This window comes from Comamonas sp. MYb69, from assembly GCF_037479315.1.
GTDB lineage: Bacteria > Pseudomonadota > Gammaproteobacteria > Burkholderiales > Burkholderiaceae_C > Comamonas.
In genome coordinates this window covers 67205-92168 of the sequence record NZ_JBBGZG010000017.1, presented here as the reverse complement: position 1 = coordinate 92168, position 24964 = coordinate 67205, and the positions used below count along the sequence as shown (strand labels likewise).

The window sequence follows — 24964 nt, the reverse complement described above, 5'->3', positions numbered from 1 at the left end:
CGTGAATCGTCAACAAGTTCCACCTGTTTATCTATACAGCTATTTACAATGGCAGCCGCTAGAATGGAAAGTTATGGCAAGCAAAAACACGTCTACCAGTGAATACGCAGAGGGCTCGATACGGGTTCTCAAGGGGCTTGAGCCGGTCAAGCAGCGCCCGGGCATGTATACCCGCACCGACAATCCGCTGCACATCATCCAGGAGGTGATCGACAACGCGGCCGACGAGGCGCTGGCCGGCTTTGGCAAGAAAATTCGCGTCTACCTGCACACCGATGGCTCGGTGAGCGTGGAGGACGATGGCCGGGGCATTCCCTTTGGCCTGCACCCCGAAGAACATGCGCCCGTGGTGGAGCTGGTCTTCACCCGCCTGCATGCGGGCGGCAAGTTCGACAAGGGCCAGGGCGGTGCCTACAGCTTCTCGGGCGGTCTGCACGGCGTGGGTGTCTCGGTGACCAACGCCTTGGCCACCCGCATGGAGGTGACGGTGCACCGCGATGGCTCGGTCGCCACGATGGCCTTTGCCGGTGGCGATGTGGTCGAGCCCCTGCAGGTGCGCGCGATGGTCAGCGGTGACCGCAAGCAGGGCACGACGGTGCGCGTCTGGCCCGATGCCAAGTATTTCGAATCCAGCCACCTGCCGATGGGCGAGCTGGTGCACCTGCTGCGCAGCAAGGCCGTGCTGATGCCGGGCGTGAGCGTGCAGCTGACGCAGGACAAGAGCCGCGAGACGCAGACCTGGCTGTACAAGGGCGGCCTCAAGGACTACCTGCTGCAGACCTTGCCGGTGGACCCGATCATTCCCGTGTTCGAGGGCGAGGGCTTTGCCGGCCGCAGCGATGACCATTTTGCCGAGGGCGAAGGGGCATCGTGGTGCGTGGCCTTTACCGACGAAGGCCAGCCGGTGCGCGAGAGCTATGTCAACCTGATCCCGACCACGGCGGGCGGCACGCATGAAAGCGGGCTGCGCGATGGCCTGTTCCAGGCGGTCAAGAGCTTTATCGAGCTGCATTCGCTGCTGCCCAAGGGCGTCAAGCTGATGCCCGAGGACGTGTTTGCCCGTGCCAGCTATGTGCTCTCGGCCAAGGTGCTCGATCCCCAGTTCCAGGGCCAGATCAAGGAGCGCCTGAACTCGCGCGATGCGGTGCGCCTGGTCTCGGGCATGGTGCGGCCGGCGCTGGAGCTGTGGCTGAACCAGAACGTCGAATACGGCAAGAAGCTCGCCGAGATCGCGATCAAGGCGGCGCAGACGCGCCAGCGCGCTGGCCAGAAGGTGGAAAAGCGCAAGGGCAGCGGCGTGGCCGTGTTGCCCGGCAAGCTGACCGATTGCGAAAGCCGTGACCTGGCCTACAACGAGGTGTTCCTGGTCGAGGGCGATTCGGCCGGCGGCAGCGCCAAGATGGGCCGCGACAAGGAAACCCAGGCCATCCTGCCGCTGCGTGGCAAGGTGCTCAACACCTGGGAAGTGGACCGCGACCGCCTGTTTGCCAATACTGAAATCCACGATATCTCGGTAGCCATCGGCGTGGACCCGCATGGCCCCGATGACGAGGTCGACCTGAGCGGTCTGCGTTACGGCAAGATCTGCATCCTGAGCGACGCCGACGTGGACGGCTCGCACATCCAGGTGCTGCTGCTGACGCTGTTCTTCAAGCATTTCCCGCAGCTCATCGACAAGGGCCATGTCTGCGTGGCGCGGCCGCCGCTGTTCCGCGTCGATATTCCTGCCCGGGGCAAGAAGCCTGCGGCCAAGGTCTACGCACTGGACGAGGCCGAGATGCATGCCATCTTTGATAAGGCCGCCAAGGATGGCGTGCCGCGCGAGAAATGCCAGGTCAGCCGCTTCAAGGGCCTGGGCGAGATGAATGCCGAGCAGCTGTGGGAAACCACGCTGAACCCCGATACCCGCCGCCTGCTGCCGGTGCGCCTGAGCCAGACCGATGTGCTGCAAACCCGTGAGGTCATGACCCAGCTGATGGGCAAGGGCGAGGCTGCGGCCCGCCGCGACCTGATGGAGCTGCACGGCCATGAGGTCGAAATTGATATCTGATGTCCTGCTGCCCACGCCGCTGAATAAACAATCGAACCCAAGCCAGCCGCGCGCAGCCGTGCCACAAGCAAAGAAAGCTGAACCCCTATGAGTGAAGAGAACGGTCAGGACCTGCTGTCCAACCCGGTGCCCGACGACGGCGACAGCCTGGACCTGGGCAATTACGCCCAGCGCGCCTATCTGGAATATGCGCTGTCGGTGGTCAAGGGCCGCGCGCTGCCCGACGTCTGCGATGGCTTGAAGCCGGTGCAGCGCCGCATCCTGTTTGCGATGGAGCGCATGGGCCTGGGCTACAGCGGCCCCAACCGCGCAACGGCGGCCAAGCCCGTCAAAAGCGCCCGTGTGGTGGGCGATGTGCTGGGCCGCTTTCACCCGCATGGCGACCAATCGGCCTATGACGCGCTGGTGCGCATGGCCCAGGACTTTGCCCAGCGCTACCCGCTGATCGATGGCCAGGGCAACTTTGGCAGCCGCGATGGCGATGGCGCAGCGGCCATGCGTTATACCGAGGCGCGCCTGTCCAAGATCACCAGCCTGCTGCTCGACGAGATCGACATGGGCACGGTGGACTTTGTGCCCAACTACGACGGCTCCACCCAGGAGCCCAGCCAGCTGCCCGCGCGCCTGCCGTTCTCGCTGCTCAATGGCGCCAGTGGCATTGCAGTGGGCCTGGCCACCGAAATCCCCAGCCACAACCTGCGCGAGGTGGCCGATGCCTGCGTGGCGCTGATCAAGAAGCCGGCGATGACCGACTTCGACCTGCAGCAGATCATTCCCGGCCCGGACTTCCCCGGTGGCGGCCAGATCATCAGCAGCGACAAGGACATTGCCGATGCCTACCGCACGGGGCGCGGCTCGATCAAGGTGCGTGCGCGCTGGACCATCGAAGAGCTGGCGCGTGGCCAGTGGCAGCTGGTCGTCAACGAGCTGCCGCCTGGTGTGTCCTCGCAAAAGGTGCTCGAAGAGATCGAGGACCTGACCAACCCCAAGATCAAGACCGGCAAGAAGACCTTGACGCAGGAGCAAAGCCAGCTCAAGGCGACCGTGCTGTCCCTGCTCGATGTGGTGCGTGATGAGTCGAGCAAGGATGCGGCCGTGCGCCTGGTGTTCGAGCCCAAGACCGGCAAGACGCCGCAGTCCGAGCTGATCACTTGCCTGCTGGCGCATACCAGCCTGGAGAGCTCTTCGTCGGTCAACCTGACGATGATCGGCATCGACGGCAAGCCCACGCAAAAGTCACTGCGCCTGATGCTGGAAGAGTGGATCGAGTTCCGCCAGACGACGATCACGCGCCGCTCCGAGCACCGGCTCGCCAAGGTGCTGGACCGCATCCATATCCTGGAAGGCCGGCAGACCATTCTGCTCAATATCGACGAGGTGATCGCCATCATCCGCGCCAGCGACGAGCCCAAGGCCGCGCTGATGGCGCGCTTTGACCTGAGCGAGCGCCAGGCCGACGACATCCTGGAAATCCGCCTGCGCCAGCTGGCCCGCCTTGAAGCGATCAAGATCGAGCAGGAGCTGAGCGAGCTGCGCGCAGAGCAGGGCAAGCTCGAAGACATTCTGGCCAACCCCGCCTCGCTCAAGCGCCTGATGGTCAAGGAGATCGAAGCGGATGCCAAGCAGTTTGCCGATGCCCGCCGCACCCTGATCCAGGAAGAGAAAAAGGCCGTCGCCGAAGTCAAGGTGGTCGATGAGCCGGTCACCGTTGTGGTGTCGGAAAAAGGCTGGGTGCGCGCCCGCACCGGCCACGGCCATGCGGCCGACAGTTTCAGCTTCAAGTCGGGTGACAGCCTCTATGGCACCTTTGAATGCCGCACGGTCGACCAGCTGCTGGTCTTTGGCAGCAACGGCCGGGTCTACTCGGTCGCCGTCGCCAACCTGCCCGGCGGGCGCGGTGATGGCCAGCCGGTCACCACCTTGATGGAGCTGGAAGCGGGCACCCAGATCCAGTACTACTTTGCCGGTCCGCTGTCGGCCCATTTGTTGCTGGCCAGCAGCGCGGGGTATGGCTTCACGGCCCTGGTTGAAAACATGGTCTCGCGCCAAAAGGGCGGCAAGGCCTTTGTCAGCCTGGACGATGGCGATACGCTCTGCGCCCCCTCGCATATCTCGGGCAGCAGCGGCAGCCAGCCGCTGGCCGATGCCAGCCACGTGGCCTGCGCCTCGGTGGGCGGCCGGATCCTGACCTTCGAGATCGGCGAGCTCAACCACATGGCCAAGGGCGGCAAGGGGCTCAAGCTGATTGACCTGGAAGACAAGGACCGCTTGGCCGGTGTGGCCGTCTACACGCGCAGCATCCGCATTGAAGGCGTGGGGCGCGGCGGCAAGGCCCGCGAGGAAACCCTGGAGATCCGCAGCCTGAACAACGCCAAGGCCGGACGCGCCAAAAAGGGCAAGCTCGCCGACCTGGGCTTCAAGCCCAGCGCCGTGTTCCGCGTCGAATAAAGCGCGCGGTCCATCACGCCCCAGCCCTGCCTGGCATTGCCCGGCAGGGCTTTTTTACGGCCTGTGCTTGGGTATCCGATCAGCGCTGCGCCGGCAGCAGCGCCCGCAGATGGTCGACAAAGGCGCGCACGCCCCGGGGCAGGTTGCGGCCCGTCAGCGTTTGCAGCTCGATGGAGCGTGCATGCATGCCGCGCTCACGAATGGGCACGGTGTGCAGCAGGCCCCGGCGCACATACTCGCGCACGGTGACCTCGCCGCCCAGGGTGAGCCCGCCGCCGTGCAATACAAAGCGCACCAGCGCATCGAACTGCCCGCTCTCGAGCACCGGGTCAAACACCAGGCCGCGCTGGCCGCTGGCAATGTCAAACAGCTGGCGCGCGGTATTGCCGTCGTCCAGCAGCGCGAGCGGGTAGGGCTGCATCTGCGCCAGGCTGACGCTGGCAAAGCGGGCCAGCGGATGGCCGGGCGGCATGATCAGGATGACCGGCGAATTCTGGCGGTGCTGCACATCGATATCGCGCACGGCAGCGCGGCTGTAGGTCAGGCCCACATCGGCCTCGCCATTGCGCACCGCCTGGGTCACCTGGGCGGGTGAGGCCGAGACCAGCTGGAACTGCATGCCCGGGTGCTGCTCGCGAAACGTGGCCATCGCGAGGGGCAAAAACTCAAATGCAAAGCCGGCTGATGCGCAGACCCGCACCTGGCCCCGGCGCAGGCCTTGCAGTGCCTCGATATCGGCGACCACGCGCTCGGCATCCAGCGCATGGCGCTTGGCATGGGTGGCCAAGAGCTCACCGGCCGCACTGGCCACCATGCCGCGCGGGCGGCGCTCGAACAGCGGCACCTGCAGCACTTCCTCCAGGGATGCGATCTGGCGGCTGACGGCCGAGGCCGAGACATTGAGGCGCAGTGCGGCCTCGCTCACCGAACCGCTGCGCACGACCTCCAGAAAGTAGCGCATGGCGGTGTCCTGGAGGTGCTGCGAGGGGGTCATGGTCTGCTTTGCAAAAAACGCAACGATAACCGCAAAAAATTGTGATTGTCGAAATAGGCCGCATTGCCTATGCTGGATTTTTCTGACATCCAAGAGACATACCTCCCATGCCATCCCAGCCTGTTCCTGCCGACCACAGCATCGTCGAGTTGAGCGCCGTGGCGCTGTCCGCCGCCATCCAGCGGCGTGCGCTGTCCTGCACCGAGGTGTTGCAGGCCTTCTGGGGCCAGATCGACCGGCTCAACCCCCAGGTGAATGCGCTGGTCGCGCCCATGCCGCGCGAGCCGCTGCTGGCCCAGGCCGCGCAGCTCGATGCTGAATTGGCCCAGGGCAAAAGCCGGGGGCCGCTGCACGGCTTTCCACAGGCGCCCAAAGATATCTCGCCGGCCGCCGGCATGGTCACCACCAAGGGCTCGCCGATCTTCCAGGGCCAGGTCAGCAGCAGCGATGCGGTGGTGTTTGAGCGCATGCGCGCGGGCGGCGCGCTCTTTGTGGCGCGCAGCAATTCACCGGAATTTGGCCTGGGCGGCCACACCTACAACCCGGTCTACGGCACCACGCGCAACGCCTTTGACCAGAGCCGCTCGGCCGGTGGCAGCAGCGGCGGTGCAGCCGTTGCGGTGGCCTTGCGCATGCTGCCCGTGGCCGATGGCTCGGACATGATGGGCTCGCTGCGCACGCCAGCGGCCTTCAACAATGTCTACGGCCTGCGCACCTCCGTGGGCTGCGTGCCGCATGGCCCGGGCGATGAGGTGTTCTTCCAGCAGTTCAGCGTGGCCGGGCCCATGGCACGCGATATTCCCGATCTGGCCTTGCTGCTGTCGGTGCAGGCGGGCTTTGATGCGCGCTTGCCGCTCACGCGCCGCAGCGAAGGCGCGCAGGACTGGGGCCAGGGCCTGGAGCGTGACTTCCGGGGCCGCAAGATCGCCTGGCTGGGTGACCTGGGCGGGCACCTGCCGACCGAGCCGGGCCTGCTTGAGACCTGCCGCGCGGCGCTGGGCGCCTTTGCTGATATCGGCTGCACGGTGGATGAGGTGCTGCCCGACTTTGACCTGGAGCAACTGTGGCGCGCCTGGATCGATCTGCGCAGCTTCAGCGTGGCAGGCGCCAATGCGGCGCTGTATGACGACCCGCAAAAGCGGGCGCTGCTCAAGCCCGAAGCGCTGTGGGAGATGGAGCGCGGCCGCGCGCTGTCGGGCATGGATATCTATGCCGCCGCCAAGGTGCGCAGCAGCTGGTACGAGGTGCTGCGCCGCTTGTTCGAGCGCTATGACTTTGTCGTGCTGCCGGCTGCGCAGGTGTTTCCGTTCGACGCCGAGCTGGACTGGCCCCATGCCGTGGGCGGCCGCAGCATGGACACCTACCACCGCTGGATGCAGACGGTGGTGGGCGCCACGATGGCGGGCTTGCCGGCCTTGTCGGTGCCTGCCGGCTTTGGCCCCAACGGGCTGCCTGCCGGTCTGCAGATCATCGGGCCTACCCAGGCTGACAAAGCGCTGCTGCAAATCGGCCATGCCTACGACCAGGCCAGCGGCCATGCGCGCCGGCGCAGCCCCTTGCTTGGCTAGCCGAGCCGCGCTTGCCGGCCCCTATCGCCCAGCACATTTTCCCCTGCGCATACCGCAGCAGACCCGGCGCCTTGGCAGCGCGGGTCTGCGATGGTTCTGCACCCGTTTGTTCACAAAAAGGTAGATCCCATGTCCATGCCGATATCCCGTCACCGCTTTTTGACTTACCTGGCCGCAGGCGCTGCCGGCCTGGCCTTGCGCCCTGCGCTGGCGCAGGGCTACCCCGACCGCGCGATCAAGCTGGTGGTGCCTTTTGCGCCCGGCGGGGCCACGGATATCCTGGGACGGCTGCTGGCCTCGCAGCTCAGCGACAAGCTGGGCCAGTCGGTGTTTGTCGAGAACCGCCCGGGGGCAGGCACGGCCGTGGCGGGCGGCCAGGTGGCCAAGTCGGCTGCCGATGGCTATACCTTGTTTCTGGGTGCCAGCTCCACCTTGGCGATGAACCCGGTGGTGCGCAAGGCGCTGCCCTATGACCCGATGCGCAGCTTCAGCATGCTGGGCCTGGTCGCAGACATGGGCCTGGTGCTGGTGGCGAACCAGGCCGTCAAGGCCATATCGCTGCAGGACCTGGTGGCGCAATCGAAGGCGGCGCCAGACCGCTTTTCCTACGGCTCCTTCGGCCCGGCCTCGTCGGTGCACTTTGCCGGCGAGATGCTCAAGACGGCGACCGGCATGCGCATGCTGCATGTGCCCTTCAACGGCAGCACGCCGAGCCTGACCGCGCTGATGGGGGGCCAGGTGCAATTGGCAGTGGACACCGTGGTGGCGACCACGCCGCTGATCAAGGCCGGCAAGATCAAGCCGATTGCCGCGCGGGGCGCCCAGCGCCTGGCCTTGCTGCCCGAGGTGCCGACCGTGGCCGAAAGCGGCTACCCCGGTTTTGACATGAGCACCTGGTTTGCCTTTTTGGCGCCCGCTGGCCTGCCTGAGCCGGTGCGTGCCAAGCTCGAAGCCGCCTTGGCCGATGTGATGGCCCAGCCCGCTACCCAGCAAAAGCTTGAAAGCATTGGCCTCACGCCCGCCTGGGGCAATGGCCGTGCCCTGCAGGCCCGTGTGGAGCGCGAGCTGCCGCTGATGCGCGATGTGGCGCAGCGCGCCCAGATTGAGGTGGAGTAAGCCTTGGTTTGAGCGGCTGGGGAAACTTGGGAGCGGCGCTTAACGCAGCGCTTCCCACCACTGCTTGTTGCTGCGCGGCTGGCCCACGGTCAGCACCTCGCCGATCTCGGGCGTGGCCAGTTGGATGCCCTGCTGCTGCGCCAGCGCCGCGAGCCGGTCCAGCGGCTCACGCCAGCCGTGCATGGCCAGCGCAAAGGTGCTGTTGTGCACGCTGTAGAGCACCTGGCCGCGCACATCGCTGAAGGCCTGGATGGTCTCTTCCGGCGTCATGTGTACGGAGGGCCAGTAGGCGTCGTAGGCGCCGTTTTCCATCAGTGCGAGGTCCATCGCGCCAAATTTGTCGCCAATGGCCTTGAAGCCGGGGAAGTAGCCGGTATCGCCGCTGTAGTAGATGCGCTGGCCACCGGTCTGCAGCACCCATGACGCCCAGAGCGTGCTGTTGCGGTCATTGAGCGTGCGGCCCGAGAAATGCTGGCTGGGCGTGGCGGTGACTTCGACGCCGACGTGCTGCTCCTGCTGCCACCAGTCGAGCTCGACAATGCGCTCGGGCGCCACGCCCATGTCCCGCAGGCGCGCGCCCACGGCCAGCGGCACAAAGTAGCGCTCGACCTTGCCCAGCAGGAACTTGATCGTCGGCTCGTCCAGGTGGTCGTAATGGTCGTGCGACAGGATGAGACCAGCAATCGGCGGCAGGTCCTGCAAGGGCAGCGGCGTGGGGTGGAAGCGCTTGGGGCCGATAAAGCTGAACGGCGATACACGCTCACCAAACACCGGGTCGATGAGCCAGTACTGGCCCTGGAGCTTGAGCAGGTGCGAGGAGTGGCCGAGCCGGATCACATGGTTGGCATCGGCGGACAGCGCTTGCAGCTGCGCCGGGGTGACGGTGTGGACCGGAATGCTGTCCTGCGGTGTGGTGCCGCTCTTGTCACCAAACAAAAAGCGCGACCAGATCTGAAAGCCGCCGGCATGGGGCTTGGCCGCCGGGTTGGGCGGGTTCTGAAAGCGCTTGTCGGCCGAGGAATACTGGGGCGATGCCTGGTAGCGGCGCTGGCTGTCCTCGTCGGGGGTGGAGGCGCAGGCCACCAATGAGCAGGCAGTGGCCACCAGCCAGCCGCTGCGCAGGCGCTGAAAGCCGCCGTTGCCGCGGGTGGTGTTGCTGGAGGAGGGCGCGGGGCGGGGCTCTTGCATGGGGTGTGTCAATCAGGCAGGGGGGCGGTTAGCGACTGCCATGATACGGCGCCCATAAGAAAGCCGCATGGCTGCGGCTTTTGTAGGGATTTAGCGAAAAATCTATTGATTAATCGACAGATTTATTCCACTTCGGCGATGATTTCGATCTCGACACAGGCGCCCCGGGGGACCTGGGCGACGCCAAAGGCGCTGCGGGCATGCGCCCCCTTGTCGGGACCAAACACCTGGGCCAGCAATTCGCTGGCGCCGTTGGTGACCAGATGTTGCTCGGTGAAGTCTTCCGTGCTGTTGACCAGGCTCATCAGCTTGACAATGCGCTTGACCCGGTTCAGATCGCCGCCCACTGCTGCCTGCAGGGTGCCCATCAGGTCGATGGCGACCGCGCGCGCTGCCTGCTGGCCTTCGGCGGTGTCCATGGTCTTGCCCAGCTTGCCGGTCCAGGGCTGGCCGTTCTTGCTGGCCGTGTGGCCGCTGATAAAGACCAGCTGGCCGGTTTGTGCAAACGGTGCGTAAGCCGCAGCCGGTGTGCGCACGGGCGGCAGTTCAATGTTCAGCGCTTTGAGTTGGTCGTAGATGCTCATGCCGGTGTTGTCCTTGCTGGGTGGAAGACAGGTATCTTAGAGCCCCCGCCGGGCGTGGATGCATGCAAAAACAATGCGGCGCCATACCCGCAGGGCATGGGCGCCGCATGGCGGGTTGCGTGGGTTAGGCCAGTTCTGCGATCAGCTCGATCTCGACGCAGGCACCCATGGGGATCTGGGCGACGCCAAAGGCGCTGCGGGCATGGGCACCCTTTTCAGGGCCAAACACTTCGGCGAACAACTCGCTGGCGCCATTGGTCACCAGGTGCTGCTCGGTGAAGTCACCGGTGCTGTTGACCAGGCTCATCAGCTTGACCACGCGCTTGACACGGTTCAGATCGCCGCCAGCTGCATGCTGCAAGGTGCCCAGCAGGTCGATGGCCACCGCGCGGGCCGCGAGCTTGCCTTCTTCGGTGTTGATGTTGCGGCCAAACTGCGCCACCCAGGGCTTGCCATCCTTGCGGGCGATATGGCCGCTCAAAAACACCATGTTGCCGGTCTGTACATAGGGCAGATAGGCGGCTGCGGGTACCGCCAGTGGCGGCAGGCTGATGCCGAGGGCCTGGAGTTTGTCGTAAACGCTCATGGAGTCCTTTCAAAAGTGGAGGCGGGGCAAAGCGCCAAGTGTGGCACAAATGCCCTGCCAGGGCGCCGTTTCCCATGTCGCCTGAGAGGGGCGGCGGCGAACTCTAGGGCAAGCCCTGATCGGGCCTGCAGGCAGCGCTGCCTAGCATGTGGAGATGATGGAGACCTCTTCCTGCAAGCGGGCAGACCAGCGCAGTGTGGGGCCGGGCTGGGCGGGCTACTGGCGACCGGCGGCCTGGCTCTGGGGCATCCTGGCGGGCACGGCGCTGCAGTTGCAGCAGGCCAGCCTGGCGCCTGTCTGGCAGTACGCGGCATTGGCGCTCTTGGGGGCGGTGGCCAGCCTGCTGCTGAGCCGCTGGCGCGGGCCGCTGCCGTGGCCGGATCGCGCGCTGTGCTGCCTGGCCGCCGCTGCGCTGGCCTTGGGCCTGGCGGGCATGCGTGCCGCCCATCAGGCGCAAACGCAGCTGCTGCCAGCGTTGGAAGGGCTAGACCTGCAGGTCGAGGGCGTCATTGTCGCCATGCCTTTGCCGATCACCGGCGGCCAGCGTTTTCGGCTCAAGACCGGGCAGGCCTGGCAGAGCGGGCAAGGCCGGCAGCAGGGGGCGCCGGTGGCGGTGCCGCCGCTGATCGACCTGTCGTGGTACCGCGCCGACCACCGGGCTTTTTCGGCTGCGGCGCCCGAGCCGGCTGCATCGGCAGAGGCTGGTCTTCCGCTGCTGCAGGCGGGGCAGCGCTGGCGGCTGCCGCTGCGTTTGCGGGCCCCCCATGGCAGCCTCAATCCGCATGGTTTTGACTACGAGATGTGGATGTGGGAGCAGGGCGTGCAGGCCACGGGCTATGTGCGCCACGGCCCGGCCCAGGGGCCGCAGCTGCTGGCCTCCGGCCAAGGCCATGTGGTGCAGCGCTGGCGGCAGGCGGTGCGCGATGCCATGGTGCAGCGCCTTGCCCCGCCGGGCCAGGCGCAAGCGGCGGAGCAGGCGCGCATTGCCGGCGTGCTGGTGGCGCTGGTGACCGGGGAGCAGCGTGCGATTGAGCGCGAGGACTGGCGCGTGTTCCGCACCACCGGCGTGGCCCATCTGATGGCGATATCGGGCCTGCATATCACCTTGTTTGCCTGGGTGGCGGCGGCGCTGATCCGCGTGGGCTGGCGGCGCAGCCCGGCGCTGTGCCTGTGGCTGCCGGCACCCCATGTCGCCCTGTGGGGCGGGGTGCTGTGCGCGGGGCTCTATGCGCTCTTCAGCGGTTGGGGCATTCCGGCGCAGCGCACGGTGCTGATGCTGGTGGTGGTGGCCGCGCTCGCATCGAGCGGCCGGCAATGGCCCTGGCATATGCGCTGGCTGCTGGCCTGTGTCTGTGTGGTGCTGGCCCAGCCCATGGCCTTGCTGCAGGCGGGGTTCTGGCTGAGCTTTCTGGCAGTCGGTATCTTGTTTGCATCCGACCGAGGGGGGGGTAGCCGCAGCGCTGCACTGCCCGAGCAAGGCAGGGCGCAGCGCGGCCTGCGCGGCGCCTGCGCTGCCGCCGCCAAGCTGCTGCGTGAGCAGTGGGTGGTGACCCTGGCGATCACGCCCTTGTCCCTGCTGCTGTTTGGCCAGGTGTCGCTGGTCGGCTTTGTGGCCAATCTGCTGGCCATCCCCTGGGTGACCTGGGTGGTCACGCCGCTGGCCTTGCTGGGCGCCGTGCTGCCGCCATTGTGGACGGCAGCGGCCTGGGCGCTGCAGCCCTTGATGGCGGCGCTGCAGTGGCTGGCCAGTTGGCCCCATGCGGCGTTGTGGCTGGCGGCAGCGCCGGGCTGGGCGGCGTTCGTTGCCGTGCTGGGTGGTATCTGGCTGGTGCTGCCCTGGCCTTGGCGCTTGCGGCTGCTGGGCCTGCCTTGCCTGCTGCCCGCCTTGTTCTGGCAGCCGCTGCGGCCGTCCCATGGCCAGTTTGCGCTCTGGGCACTGGATGTGGGCCAGGGCCAGGCGGTGGTGGTGCAGACGGCCAGGCACAGCCTGCTGTATGACGCAGGCCCGCTGTACGGGTCTGGCAGCAATGCCGGCGACCGGGTGGTGGTGCCGGCGATGCGGGCGATGGGCGTGCGCGGGCTGGACAGCGGCCGGCTCGATCTGCTGGTGCTCAGCCACGCCCATGTGGACCATACGGGCGGTGCCCAGGCGGTGGTGGAGCAGCTCCAGCCGGTGGGCATGCTGGGCTCGCTGCTGCCCCATGAGCGCCAGCGCCTGGGCATTGCCGAAGCGCCCTGGCAAGATTGTGCTGCGGGCCAGGCCTGGATCTGGGATGGAGTGCATTTCAGCATTCTGTTTCCGGGGGCGCAGGAGCTGGGTGCCACAGACAGTTCCATTCCAAGGGATAGCTCGGGCAATGCCCACAGCTGCGTGCTGCGTATCGAGGCGGCGGCGCACGGCGGCCATGCCGCCAGCGCCTTGTTGCCCGGCGATATCGAGCGGGCCCAGGAGTGGGCGCTGGTGCAGCGCTATGCGGGAGCGCCGTCTGTGTTGCGGGCCGATCTGATGCTGGCCCCACACCACGGCAGCAACACCTCGTCCACGCGGCCGCTGCTGGAGGCGGTGCGCCCGCGCTGGGTGGTGGCACAAACGGGCTACCGCAACCGCTTCGGGCACCCGGCTGCGCGGGTACAGCAGCGTTACCAGGAGATGCAGATTGTGCTGCGCAACACGGTCCATTGCGGTGCAGCGCACTGGCGCTCCGACCAGCCCCAGACGCTGCTGTGCGAGCGGCAAAAGCGGCCGCGCTATTGGCGCCACCAGGCTGCCGAGCAGGGCCAGACAAGCGGCATATTGGATATTAACAAAACAAATCAAGCACTAATTCTTGATGAAGGTTAGTACTTAGTTTTGGGTGGCGCGAAACTTGCTAAGCTGCTGGTGCCAGAAAGGATTTTGCGATGCAAAAGTTCGATGAGATGTACCAGGGCCTGCCTTATGCAGCAGGTGCCGAAAGAGCGCACTACCAAAGCTATGCCAAATGGCTGCAGCTGCAGCCCTTCGAGAAGATGCAGGCCTTGCGCGAGGAGGCCGAGCTGATATTCCGCCGCGTAGGGATCACCTTTGCGGTCTATGGCGAAAAGGACGAAGACGGCTCGGGCACCGAGCGCCTTATTCCCTTTGATCTGATCCCGCGCATCATCCCCTCGCAGGAGTGGGCCCAGATGCAAAAGGGCCTGGTGCAGCGCGTGGCAGCCCTGAACCGCTTCATCCACGATGTCTACCACGACCAGGAAATTCTGAAGGCCGGCATCATTCCGCGCGACCTGGTGCTGGACAACAGCCAGTACCGGCCCGAGATGCGGGGCGTGCATGTGCCGCTGGACACCTATGCGCATATCGCCGGCATCGACATCGTGCGCGCAGCCGAGGTGGACGGCAGCGGCACCTACTATGTGCTCGAAGACAACCTGCGCGTGCCCTCGGGCGTGTCGTACATGCTGGAAAACCGCCGCATGATGATGCGCCTCTTTCCCAGCCTGTTCAGCAGCCATGCGGTGGCGCCGGTGGCGCATTACCCGGATATGCTGCTCGACACCTTGCGTGCCAGCGCGCCCAACCAGGCGGCCAACAACCCGACGGTGGTGGTGCTGACGCCGGGCATGTACAACAGCGCCTACTTTGAGCATGCCTTCCTCGCCCAGCAGATGGGCGTGGAGCTGGTCGAAGGCCAGGACCTGCTGGTGCGCGATGATGTGGTCTACATGCGCACCACGCAGGGCCTGCAGCGGGTGGATGTGATCTACCGCCGGGTCGATGACGACTTTCTCGACCCCACTGTTTTCCGCCCCAGCTCCACCCTGGGTTGCGCCGGCCTGATGCGCGCCTACCGCAAGGGCAATGTGGCCATCTGCAATGCGGTGGGCACTGGCGTGGCCGATGACAAATCGGTCTACCCCTATGTGCCGGCGATGATCCGCTTCTACCTGGGCGAAGAGGCCATCCTGAAGAACGTGCCGACCTGGATGTGCCGCAAGCCCGATGACCTGGCCTATGTGCTGGACCACCTCGATGAGCTGGTGGTCAAGGAGGTGCATGGTGCTGGCGGCTACGGCATGCTGATCGGCCCGGCCTCCACGCGCGCCGAGATCGAGGCCTTCCGCGCGGTGCTCAAGGCCAAGCCCAATGGCTATATCGCCCAGCCGACCTTGAGCCTCTCGAGCAGCCCCACCTATGTGGAAAGCGGCATCGCGCCGCGCCACATCGATCTGCGCCCCTTTGTGCTGAGCGGCAAGGAGGTGCAGATGGTGCCCGGGGGCCTCACGCGCGTGGCGCTCAAGGATGGATCGCTGGTGGTCAACTCCTCGCAAGGCGGGGGCACGAAGGACACCTGGGTGCTGCGCGGCCCGGAGGACGATTACAGCGAATGGGATGGCATGCAGCAGTGAGCCCCGGAGGTTCCTGTTTGAAAGCCATCCATCTGCCTAGCGAAAGAATGTCACTATGTTGAGCCGAACCGCCGATCACCTCTACTGGATGTCCCGCTACACCGAGCGGGCAGAGAACACAGCCCGCATGCTCAATGTGAGCTACGAGACCTCCATGCTGCCGCAGTCCGCGACCGCCGCGACCAAGGCCTGGCAAAGCGTGCTGTCCATCAGCGAGCTGCTGCCTGCCTACTACGAGCGCCATGACGAGATCACCCTCGATGGGGTGCTGCACTTCATGGTGCGCGATGAGACCAACACCTCGTCGATCTACAGCTGCCTGCTGGCTGCGCGCGAGAACGCGCGCGCCGTGCGTGGCGCCTTGACCACCGAGGCCTGGGAGACGCAGAACCTGACCTGGCTCGATATGAACCGGCTGTTCAAGGCCAAGAAGTTCGAGACCGACCCGGCCAAGTTCTTCGAGTGGGTCAAGCACCGCTCGCACCTCTCGCGCGGTGTGGTCTCGGGCACGATGCTGCAAGACGATGCCTTTTTGTTCTTGCGCCTGGGCACCTTCATCGAGCGGGCCGACAACACGGCCCGCCTCCTGGATGTGCGCTTCCATGCCGTCAAGAACGACTACCACGGCTCCTACCAGCCGGGCAAGGGCAGCCAGCCCTCGGACTTCTACCACTGGAGCGCGATCTTGCGCAGCGTCTCGGCCTTCGAGGTCTACCGCAAGGTCTACCGCAATGTGATCACGCCCGAGCGCGTGGCCGAGATGCTGATCCTGCGGCGTGACATGCCGCGCTCCCTGCATGCCAGCATGTACGAGGTGGTGCAGATTCTGCAGGCCGTTGCCAACGACCATTCGGCCGAAACCCAGCGCCAGGCCGGCCTGCTGCTGGCCGAGCTGCAGTATGGCCGCATCGATGAGCTGCTGGCCACCGGCTTGCATGCGTTTTTGGTGCGCTTTCTGGAGCGCGTGCATGCGCTGGGTGGCCGCATTGGCCAGGATTTTCTGGCCACCACGGAGCCGGTGGCTGCCTGATTCGCGACCAGCCAGAAAGGCAAAAGGCTGCGGTGTTCATCGCAGCCTTTTTTGCGTCCATGTCGCGGGCATTCAGCTGCCCGCGACCAGAGCTGACTCCTGGCGATCAGTAGCGGTAAGTCGCGGTCAGCAGAAAGTTGCGGCGCTCGCCGTAGAAGCAGTCGCCGCGTGAGAGGCACTGCGTGATCACGACCTTGTCGGTCAGGTTGTTGGCATGGAAGGCCAGGCGCCAGTCGCCGCTGTCATAGGCCACCATCGCATCGGTCAGCAGCGAGGAGGGCGTGTCGATGGCGCTGGTGCCCGACCACTGCGAGCCGGTGTAGCGCATGCCCGCACCCACGCTCCAGCCGCCGCGCCCCTGGCTGGCAAAGCGGTGTGTCAGCCAGCTCGATGCCATGTGGCGCGAGACGGCGGCCACGCGCTGGCCCTGGTCGCCCGCATTGCTGCGGCTGATCTTGGCGTCGGTATAGGCATAGGCGACGGTCCAGTCCCAGCGCTTGGCCAGACTGGCGGTCATCTCGGCTTCAAAGCCCTGGGTCTTGACCTCGCCCAGCTGCAGGCTGTTGAGCGGGTTGGCCGGGTCATTGGTCTTGCGGTTTTGCTCGCGCAGGCTGTAGACGGCGGCATAGCCGGAGATGCCCCGGCCCTCGGGAATCCACTTCACACCGGCTTCGACCTGCTTGCCGCGCTGGGGCTTGTAGGGCGTGCCGTAAAAGTCCACGCCGCCCAGCGGCTGGAAGGACTCGGTGTAGCTGATGTAAGGCGCCCAGCCGCCGCCGGCCTGGTAGGTCAGACCGACGCGCTTGGTCCAGGCCGAATCGTCGGCAGCGGCTGCGGGCCGCCCTTCGGTCTCGGTCTTGGCATGGTCGCGGCGCAGGCCGGCCGTGGCGCTCCAGTCGCCCCAGCGCACCTGGTCCTGCAAGTAAAAGCCCAGCTGGCGCTGCGACACGTTGGGCGCCTGCACCAATTGTGAGGCCGTGGGCGGCGTGAACGAGCCATAGACGGGGTTGTAGACATCGAGCGGCGTGCCCAGCGCGCGCCAGCTCGCCTGGCTGGTGGTGTTGCGCTGCCAGTCCATGCCAGCGAGCACCGTGTGCTGCACTTCGCCGGTCTGCAGCTTGCCTTCGAGCTGGGTATCGACCAGCAGCATGCGGCCGCCATTGACCTGCCAGACAGCATCGCGCTGCACGGTGCGGCCATCGGCATCGAACACCGGCCGGGCAGGGCGGCCAGCAGCTGCGTTGGCGGCAAAGCTGGTGTAGAGCGTGCGGTAGTCCACCTCGCTGGTGGTGCGGCGCAGGTTCTGGCGCAGGGTCCAGCTGTCGTTCAGCTGGTGGCTGAACAGATAGCCAAAGGACTTGTTCTCGGAGTCGTACTTGTCAAAGTTCGGCTCGCTGATGAAGGTGTTGGTCGGAATCTGGCCATAGGGGCTGGGTAGGCGCGTGCCCTGCCAGGGGAAGAACTGGGTGATCGAGCCGCTCTTGTCCTTGTGGTACATGGCCTGCAAGGTCAGCGAGGTGCCGGCAAAGGGCTTGAAGGTGAGCGAGGGCGCAATGACCAGGCGGTCGTCCTTGACATGGTCGACCTGGGTGTTGCTGTCACGGCCCACTGCCACCAGGCGGTAGAGCCAGCGGCCGTCTTCGTCGATGGGGCCGGTGATGTCGCTGGCAATCTGCTTGCGGCTGTGGCTGCCCAGCTGAACCTGCAGCTCGCGCTGGGGCTGGTCCACCGGGCGTTTGCTGGTCAGGTTGAGCACGCCGCCCACACTGCCCTGGCCGTAGAGCACCGACGAGGGGCCGCGCAGAAACTCGACCCGCTCCAAGGTATAGGGCTCGACCTTGATGTTGTTGTAGGTGCCATAGGTGCGCAGCAGGCCATCCTGGTACTGGCTGACATCGCCGCCGCGCGCCTTGAAGCTGTCGACCCGGTTGTCGAAATAGCTGGAGTTGATGCCCGCTGCATAGCGTGTGGTCTCGCGCAGGGTCGTCACGCCCTGGGCTTCAAACTGGTCGCGCGTCACCACGCTGATCGCTTGTGGCGTCTCGATCAGCGGCGTGTCGGTCTTGGTGGCCGAGATGGCGCGTTTGGCGACAAAACCTTTGACCGGGCCGGTGGCCGTCTCGGCTTGGCTCTCGCCCTGCACGGTGATGGGGGCGAGTGTGGTTTCTGCCGGCGCAACAGTTACCGATTGCGTGCTTTGTGCCAATGCGTTGCCACCCCAGCAGGCCAGGGCAGCCCACAAGGCCGTGTGCAAAGCGGAGTGCAGCGCACGCGGCGCGGCTGCGGGGATCAGGGTGTCAGACATGGTGGTCGGGTGTTGAACGCGGAAAAACGGCGCGCTGAAAGGTGCAGCGCTTGAGCATTACCGGGCCTGACCACTGCCATGCAGGGGGCTGCGCTGTGGATGCAGGTGCTGGCATCCGAGCGCCCAGCTGCGGCCTGTGGACCGCAAGGCGAAGGGATAGTCGTGCACGCAGCATGGCAGTGAGGGCGGACCCGGTGCGCTGGCTGACATCGGTAAACAAACGATGCTGGCGTGCGAAGAAAGATGAAGGCGCAGTGTAATAGAAGTCGCGAATGATTATTGTTTAACCATCAATGCAAGCAGGTTTGTGCGACAGATACAACAAAAAAGGACCCGAAGGTCCTTTTTGCGTGGTGTTGCTGGAGGCGCAGCTTATTCGACCTCGCCCATGATGGACTGCAGGTAGTTCTGGATGCCGACCTTGTCGATCAGGTCCAGCTGGGTCTCGAGAAAATCGATGTGCTCTTCGGTGTCGTCCAGGATCTTTTGCAGCAAGTCGCGCGAGACATAGTCACGCACGCTTTCGCAGTGGGCAATGCCGTCCTTGATGGTGGCTTGCGCGGCTTGCTCCAGACGCAGGTCACAGGCCAGCGCTTCTGGCACGTCTTCACCGATCTGCAGCTTGCCCAGGTCCTGCAGGTTGGGCAGGCCGTCGAGCATGAAGATGCGGTCCATCAGCCAGTCGGCATGCTTCATCTCGCCAATGGATTCCTCGTATTCCTTCTTGGCCAGCTTGTCCAGACCCCAGTGCTTGTACATGCGGTAATGCAGAAAGTACTGGTTGATGGCGGTGAGTTCGTTTTTCAGCTGCGCTTGCAGAAAACCGATGGCCTTGGGATCGCCTTTCATGGTGGGCTCCTTCTCTTGTGTGAATGACGGGTATTGGGGCTATTGTCCTTGCGAAAGGTCAAGCAACCAAACCGAGCAGCGCTTATCCCCCGTGCTTTTGCTCTGGCTGCGTGTAAGGCTGAGTCGTGTTCTCATTTGACGCAGCCCGCAGCTTGCTTGCATGATGCGGCTTGCTGCAGCGCAACTGCGCTGTCATGGCGCTGTGCTAAGTTGCAGTGAGCAAGGCGCGCTTAGCGGTGCAGGCTTGCAAAACAGGCCGCTGCCCGCATATAGCCATCTGCCTTGGGTCAGGATTTAAATAATAGTTTGTTTAAATTGAAATGATTATATTAATTGAATTGATCAATTAGTAAGATCTTTTTATACTGACTCCTGTCAATCGTTTTTACTCAACAGAAGGAAACCACCATGTCCGTACTCAACAGCAAGATCAAGCCTTTCGCGACGCAAGCATTCAAGGATGGCAAGTTCATCGAAGTGACCGAAAAAGACGTCCTGGGCAAGTGGGCTGTGTTCTTCTTCTACCCTGCGGACTTCACCTTCGTGTGCCCCACCGAACTGGGCGACGTGGCTGACCACTACGCTGAACTGCAAAAGCTGGGCGTGGAAGTCTATTCCGTCTCGACCGACACCCATTTCGTGCACAAGGCATGGCACGACACCTCGGACACCATCGCCAAGATCAAGTACACGATGCTGGGTGACCCAACCTGGCAAATCAGCCAGAACTTTGACTGCCTGCGCGAAGGCCAAGGCCTGGCAGACCGTGCCACCTTCATCGTCGATCCAGAAGGCGTGATCCAGGCCATGGAAATCACCGCTGAAGGCATCGGCCGCAATGCAGAAGACCTGCTGCGCAAGATCAAGGCGGCCCAGTACGTGGCTTCGCACCCCGGTGAAGTCTGCCCAGCCAAGTGGCAAGAAGGCGAAAAGACCCTGGCTCCTTCGCTGGACCTGGTCGGCAAGATCTAAGCCTAAGCCTTTACTTACTGCTGCAATTCCAACGTAGTAGACGCCCGGGTGCCTGGCGCCCGGGCTTTGTTTTTTTGAAAAGTGCTGCATCGCCCCCTGGCGGGGCACGAGAAGTTTGAAGGAAGTCCCATGCTCGACAACACCATGAAAGCCCAACTGAAAGCCTACCTGGAGCGCTTGACCAAGCCCGTCGAGCTGGTGGCGACCCTGGATGACGGTGACAAGTCGAAGGAAGTGCGCCAGCTGCTGGCCGATATCAAAGAACTGAACGACAAGATCACGGTGGTCGAAGACAATGCGGCCGATGTGCGCAAGCCGTCTTTCCTGATCACCAACCCGGGCACCGATGTCGGCGTGCGTTTCGCCGGTGTGCCTCTGGGTCACGAATTCACCTCGCTGGTGCTGGCGCTGCTGCAAGTGGGCGGCCACCCCTCCAAGGAGTCCGCTGAGCTGCTCGAGCAGGTCAAGAACATCGACACGCCGCTGCACTTCGAGACCTTTTACTCGCTGTCCTGCCACAACTGCCCGGACGTCGTGCAGGCGCTGAACCTGATGTCCGTGCTCAACCCCAAGATCACGCACACTGCGATCGATGGCGGCCTGTTCCAGAAGGAAGTGCAAGAGCGCGAAATCATGGGCGTGCCCACCGTGTTCGTCAACGGCCAGCGTTTTGGCCAGGGCCGCATGGAGCTCGCCGAGATCGTTGCCAAGGTCGATACCGGCGCTGCAGCGCGCGAAGCGCAAAAGATTTCGGGCAAGGACGCCTTTGATGTGCTGATCGTCGGCGGTGGCCCCGCAGGCGCGGCCGCTGCGATCTATGCGGCACGCAAGGGTATCCGCACCGGCATTGCGGCCGAACGCCTGGGTGGCCAGGTGCTCGACACCGTGGATATCGAGAACTTTATCTCCGTGAGCAAGACCGATGGCCCCAAGTTTGCGGCCGCGATGGAGAGCCATATCCGCGACTACGAGGTCGACATCATGAACCTGCAGACCGCCAAGGCCCTGACGCCCGCAGCGCAGGAGGGTGGCCTGATCGAGATCGAGACTGAATCGGGTGCCAAGCTCAAGGCCCGCACGGTGATCCTGTCGACCGGCGCGCGCTGGCGCAACATGAATGTGCCCGGTGAGGATACCTACCGCACCAAGGGCGTGACCTACTGCCCGCACTGCGACGGCCCGCTCTTCAAGGGCAAGCCCGTCGCGGTGATCGGTGGTGGCAACTCGGGTGTCGAGGCGGCCATTGACCTGGCTGGCGTGGTCAAGCATGTGACCTTGCTGGAGTTTGCCGCCGAGCTGAAGGCCGATGCCGTGCTGCAGCGCAAGCTGCGCAGCCTGCCGAACGTGACGGTCATCCTGAATGCGCAGACCACCGAAGTGAACGGTGACGGCAAGAAGGTGACGGGCCTGACCTACAAGGACCGCACGAACGACGAGACCAAGACCGTGGCGCTCGAAGGCATCTTTGTGCAGATCGGCCTGCTGCCCAACACCGGCTGGCTCAAGGGCACCGTGCAGCTGACGCCGTTTGGCGAGATCGAGATCGACGCCAAGGGCCACACCAACCTGCCCGGCGTGTTTGCCGCTGGTGACTGCACCAATGTGCCCTACAAGCAGATCGTCATCGCCGCAGGTGCCGGTGCGACTGCTGCGCTGAGCGCGTTTGACCACTTGATCCGCACCACGGCTCCGGCTGCCTGATCTGCCGGATCAGCGCTGAAATAACAATGCCCCGATACCGCAAGGTTCGGGGCATTGCTGCATCTGGACGGGCCGGGGTGGCTCAGCCAGCCCAGGCAGGGCTGGCGGTGGCAGCTATTTAGCCTTGCTTGCCGATGAGGAGGTACTCCATCAAGGCCTTTTGCACATGCATGCGGTTTTCGGCTTCGTCCCAGACGACCGACTGCGGGCCGTCGATGACCTCGGCCTGCACCTCTTCGCCGCGGTGGGCGGGCAGGCAGTGCATGAAGAGGGCGTCCTTCTTGGCCACGGCCATCATGTCGAGGTCCACGCACCAGTCGGCAAAGGCCTTCTTGCGCTTTTCGTTTTCCTCTTCATAGCCCATGCTGGTCCAGACATCGGTGGTGACCAGGTCCGCGCCCTTGCAGGCCTCATGCGGATCGCTGAACAGCTGGTAGCAGCCCTTGTCGTAGGCGCGGCCGCTGAAGGCCAGTTGCTCGTCGATGCCGTAGCCGCTGGGCGTGCTGACATGGACCTTGAAGCCCAGCAGGTTGGCCGCCTGCAGCCAGGTGTTGGCCATGTTGTTGCCGTCACCCACCCAGGCGACCGTCTTGCCCTGGATCGAGCCACGGTGCTCGATGAAGGTGAAGATGTCAGCCAGGATCTGGCAGGGGTGGAACTCGTTGGTCAGGCCATTGATGACCGGCACGCGCGAGTGCGACGCAAAGCGCTCGATCTTGTCCTGGCCGAAGGTGCGGATCATCACCAGATCGGTCATGCGGCTGATCACGCGCGCGCTGTCCTCGATGGGCTCGGCGCGGCCCAACTGGCTGTCGCCGGTGGTCAGGTGGACCACCGAGCCGCCCAGCTGGTACATGCCGGCTTCAAAGCTCACACGGGTGCGGGTGCTGGCCTTCTCGAAGATCATCGCCAAGGTGCGGTCAGCCAGGGTGTGGTGGGTCACATAGCCCTTGAACTTCTGCTTGATCAGCGCCGCGCGCTTGAGCAGGTATTCGTATTCGTCAGCCGTGAAGTCCTGAAATTGCAGATAGTGTTTCATTGCGTTCTTTTCTGGCCTTATTGGCCCGCCAGGAAGGATTTGACCAGCGGCACGAGCTTGGCGACGATCTCATCGGCCTCGGCTTCGGTCAGGATCAGCGGCGGCACGATACGGATCACGGTGTCGGCGGTGACGCTAAACAGCAGGCCGGCTTCTTGCACGCCGCGCGTGATCAGCTCGCCGCAAGGCTTGTTCAGCTCCACGCCGATCATCAGGCCCTGGCCGCGCACTTCGACAAAGCCGGGCGTGCCCGCCAGCGCCTGGTTCAGCGCCGCCTGCAGGTAGTCACCCACCTTGGTGGCATTGGCCAGCAGGCCTTCTTCTTCCATGATGGCAATGGTTTCCACACCGGCACGCATGGCCAGCGGGTTGCCGCCAAAGGTGGTGCCATGGTTGCCCGGTTGCAGCACCTTGGCGGCCTTGGGGCCGGCGACGACCGCACCGACGGGCACGCCCGAGCCCAGGCCCTTGGCCAGCGACATCACATCGGGCACGATGCCGGCCCATTGGTGGGCAAACCACTTGCCAGTGCGGCCCATGCCAGCCTGGATTTCGTCGACGATGAACAGCCAGTCCTTGGCGTCGCAGAGCTCACGCACCTGCTTCATGAAGTCGGCGCGCATCGGGTGCAGGCCGCCTTCGCCCTGGATGGGCTCCATCATCACGCCAACGATATTGGGGTTGCCTTCGGTCGCTTCCTGCAGCGCGACGAAGTCATTGGCCGGCACGCGCAGAAAGCCGTCGAGCAGCGGGCCAAAGCCGTTGCGCACCTTGGGGTTGGCGGTGGCGCTCATCGTGGCGATCGAGCGGCCATGGAAGGCATGGTCGAACACGACGATCACCGGCTTTTCGATGCCCTTGTCCACGCCGTACTTGCGCGCGATCTTGATCGATGCCTCGTTCGCTTCCAGGCCGGTGGAGCAGAAGAAGACATTGGTCATCTTCGAGCGCTCGACCAGCAGGGCCGCCAGCTTTTCCTGGCCGGGCACATAGTAGTAGTTGCTGGTGTGGATCAGCTTGGTCATCTGGTCGTGCAGCGCAGCGACCAGCTTGGCGTGGTTGTGGCCCAGCGTGTTGACGGCGATACCGCCCAGCGCATCGAGGTACTCCTTGCCGTTCACATCCCAGACACGCACGCCCTGGCCTCGCTCCAGTGCGACCGGCACGCGGCCATAGGTAGTCATCACATGGGGCTCAGAAGGCTTGACGGTGTCTTGCATGGAAATCTCCGGAAAAAAGAAACAGAATCAAAAAATCCGCCATGGCCCAGGCCCCTATGGCATGGCACCAGCGGAAGTCCCATTCTAGGGGCTGCGTAGCGACAGACTAGTGAAGAATGCGCATCACAGAATCGCAGTGGAGCCAGAGTGCCGGCGAGGCCCAATCCTCGCAAGCTAGACTACGCAGCGCCAAGGCCTGGGCATATCCGCTGCGGCGGCCCTGGCCTGCTGCGCAAAGTTATGCACTTCTTGCATTTGATGATGTTTTGAACTTATGCCTTGCGCGTGCGTATCTCTTATATAAGAGTTAAAATACGGGTTTGGCCTGAGGCAGTGATCCTGTGCTCAGGCGTCTATCAGAGGCTTCCATCCCATGGTTTCTCCCACATCTCAAGAAGTTTTCATTCTGGGCCTGACCCAGAATGGCAAGACCTTTCGCCCCAGTGACTGGGCGGAGCGTCTGGCGGGGGTGATGAGCCAGTTTCGTCCCGGCGGCATGCGCCGTGGTGGCCATCTGGGCTATTCGCCCTGGTGCGTTCCCACGACGATGAACGGCGCCAAATGCGTAATCGTCAAGCGGGAGTTGCAGGTGCACGAGCCGATGGCTTGGGACTTTGTGATGAACTTTGCGCGCGACAATGGCCTGCAGACCACCGACGCCTGCCTGATTCCGGAGGCGCCAGGCAACCCTGGCGGCCCCGCCAGTCCGGCTGGCAGCACCGGCAACACCACCACCAAGGCCTGAGTTTTCAGGCCTTTTTTGCGAGCCGGTATTTGGCATGGCTTGGTGCGGTGTTGGTGCCGGCGGTGCATCGGCTGCCCCATGGCCTAGATGCATGGGCGGGGCGCCTAGCCTGCTGGGCTGGACTTGGCTGGCTGCAGGTTGGAGCTTCTTGCTCGGCGCTGCAAAAAAACGGCCCACACA

Annotated in this window: 18 protein-coding genes; 10 read left to right on the top strand and 8 right to left on the bottom strand. The window is 64.4% G+C overall.

Annotation, left to right across the window (positions count from 1 at the left end):
- Positions 1 to 73: 73 nt before the first annotated feature.
- A complete protein-coding gene (locus WH303_RS20650; protein ID WP_021027687.1) occupies positions 74 to 2050 on the top strand; it encodes a DNA topoisomerase IV subunit B in 1977 nt (658 codons plus the stop codon).
- An 87-nt stretch (positions 2051 to 2137) separates the two neighbouring features.
- Positions 2138 to 4498 (top strand): DNA topoisomerase IV subunit A, encoded by a 2361-nt coding sequence (gene parC, locus WH303_RS20645; protein WP_339520842.1) that lies wholly within the window; start codon positions 2138 to 2140, stop codon positions 4496 to 4498.
- A gap of 79 nt (positions 4499 to 4577) precedes the next feature.
- Here parC and WH303_RS20640 read toward each other — a convergent pair whose 3' ends face one another.
- Complete coding sequence (locus tag WH303_RS20640) at positions 4578 to 5492, bottom strand: LysR family transcriptional regulator (RefSeq protein WP_339520841.1); 915 nt, start codon at positions 5490 to 5492, stop codon at positions 4578 to 4580.
- 107 nt (positions 5493 to 5599) lie between these two features.
- Between WH303_RS20640 and WH303_RS20635 the strand changes: the two genes are divergently transcribed.
- Positions 5600 to 7060, top strand: a complete 1461-nt coding sequence (locus WH303_RS20635; protein WP_339520840.1) for an amidase — start codon at positions 5600 to 5602, stop codon at positions 7058 to 7060.
- Between the two features lie 135 nt (positions 7061 to 7195).
- Positions 7196 to 8176: a Bug family tripartite tricarboxylate transporter substrate binding protein gene (locus WH303_RS20630; RefSeq protein ID WP_339520883.1), complete on the top strand. Its 981-nt coding sequence runs from the start codon at positions 7196 to 7198 to the stop codon at positions 8174 to 8176.
- Positions 8177 to 8215: 39 nt separating this feature from the next.
- Here the strand turns inward: WH303_RS20630 and WH303_RS20625 are convergent, their stop codons facing one another.
- From WH303_RS20625 to WH303_RS20615, 3 genes are all read right to left on the bottom strand, one after another.
- Positions 8216 to 9364 carry an MBL fold metallo-hydrolase gene (locus WH303_RS20625; protein WP_339520839.1) on the bottom strand — a complete coding sequence of 383 codons (1149 nt, stop codon included), beginning with the start codon at positions 9362 to 9364 and terminating at the stop codon, positions 8216 to 8218.
- A gap of 122 nt (positions 9365 to 9486) precedes the next feature.
- Positions 9487 to 9948, bottom strand: coding sequence for a RidA family protein (locus WH303_RS20620; protein ID WP_339520838.1), 462 nt, complete (start codon positions 9946 to 9948; stop codon positions 9487 to 9489).
- 124 nt (positions 9949 to 10072) lie between these two features.
- On the bottom strand, positions 10073 to 10534 hold the full coding sequence (locus WH303_RS20615) for a RidA family protein (protein WP_021027680.1): 462 nt from the start codon (positions 10532 to 10534) through the stop codon (positions 10073 to 10075).
- A gap of 157 nt (positions 10535 to 10691) precedes the next feature.
- Between WH303_RS20615 and WH303_RS20610 the strand changes: the two genes are divergently transcribed.
- Genes WH303_RS20610 through WH303_RS20600 form a run of 3 tightly spaced genes read left to right on the top strand, consistent with a single transcriptional unit; the run spans position 10692 to position 15953 of the window.
- The gene (locus WH303_RS20610) at positions 10692 to 13376 is read left to right on the top strand and encodes a DNA internalization-related competence protein ComEC/Rec2 (RefSeq protein WP_339520836.1); all 2685 of its coding nucleotides are present in this window, start codon (positions 10692 to 10694) and stop codon (positions 13374 to 13376) included.
- A gap of 59 nt (positions 13377 to 13435) precedes the next feature.
- Positions 13436 to 14923: a circularly permuted type 2 ATP-grasp protein gene (locus WH303_RS20605; protein ID WP_021025530.1), complete on the top strand. Its 1488-nt coding sequence runs from the start codon at positions 13436 to 13438 to the stop codon at positions 14921 to 14923.
- A gap of 55 nt (positions 14924 to 14978) precedes the next feature.
- Entirely contained in the window at positions 14979 to 15953 is a 975-nt protein-coding gene (locus WH303_RS20600; RefSeq protein WP_021025531.1) for an alpha-E domain-containing protein, read from the top strand.
- Positions 15954 to 16059: 106 nt separating this feature from the next.
- Here the strand turns inward: WH303_RS20600 and WH303_RS20595 are convergent, their stop codons facing one another.
- Both WH303_RS20595 and bfr read right to left on the bottom strand, forming a co-directional pair.
- Positions 16060 to 18258: a TonB-dependent siderophore receptor gene (locus WH303_RS20595; RefSeq protein WP_339520833.1), complete on the bottom strand. Its 2199-nt coding sequence runs from the start codon at positions 18256 to 18258 to the stop codon at positions 16060 to 16062.
- Positions 18259 to 18630: 372 nt separating this feature from the next.
- The gene (bfr, locus tag WH303_RS20590) at positions 18631 to 19107 is read right to left on the bottom strand and encodes a bacterioferritin (protein ID WP_116927314.1); all 477 of its coding nucleotides are present in this window, start codon (positions 19105 to 19107) and stop codon (positions 18631 to 18633) included.
- 408 nt (positions 19108 to 19515) lie between these two features.
- Here bfr and ahpC point away from each other — a divergent pair, with 408 nt between their 5' ends.
- Positions 19516 to 20079 (top strand): alkyl hydroperoxide reductase subunit C, encoded by a 564-nt coding sequence (ahpC, locus tag WH303_RS20585; protein WP_021025534.1) that lies wholly within the window; start codon positions 19516 to 19518, stop codon positions 20077 to 20079.
- 129 nt (positions 20080 to 20208) lie between these two features.
- Positions 20209 to 21780: an alkyl hydroperoxide reductase subunit F gene (ahpF, locus tag WH303_RS20580; protein WP_339520829.1), complete on the top strand. Its 1572-nt coding sequence runs from the start codon at positions 20209 to 20211 to the stop codon at positions 21778 to 21780.
- A 118-nt stretch (positions 21781 to 21898) separates the two neighbouring features.
- Here the strand turns inward: ahpF and argF are convergent, their stop codons facing one another.
- Complete coding sequence (gene argF / locus WH303_RS20575; protein WP_339520827.1) at positions 21899 to 22819, bottom strand: ornithine carbamoyltransferase; 921 nt, start codon at positions 22817 to 22819, stop codon at positions 21899 to 21901.
- Between the two features lie 17 nt (positions 22820 to 22836).
- The gene (locus tag WH303_RS20570) at positions 22837 to 24039 is read right to left on the bottom strand and encodes an aspartate aminotransferase family protein (RefSeq protein WP_021025537.1); all 1203 of its coding nucleotides are present in this window, start codon (positions 24037 to 24039) and stop codon (positions 22837 to 22839) included.
- Positions 24040 to 24412: 373 nt separating this feature from the next.
- Between WH303_RS20570 and WH303_RS20565 the strand changes: the two genes are divergently transcribed.
- Entirely contained in the window at positions 24413 to 24784 is a 372-nt protein-coding gene (locus WH303_RS20565) for a DUF3579 domain-containing protein (RefSeq protein ID WP_021025538.1), read from the top strand.
- Positions 24785 to 24964: the final 180 nt, after the last annotated feature.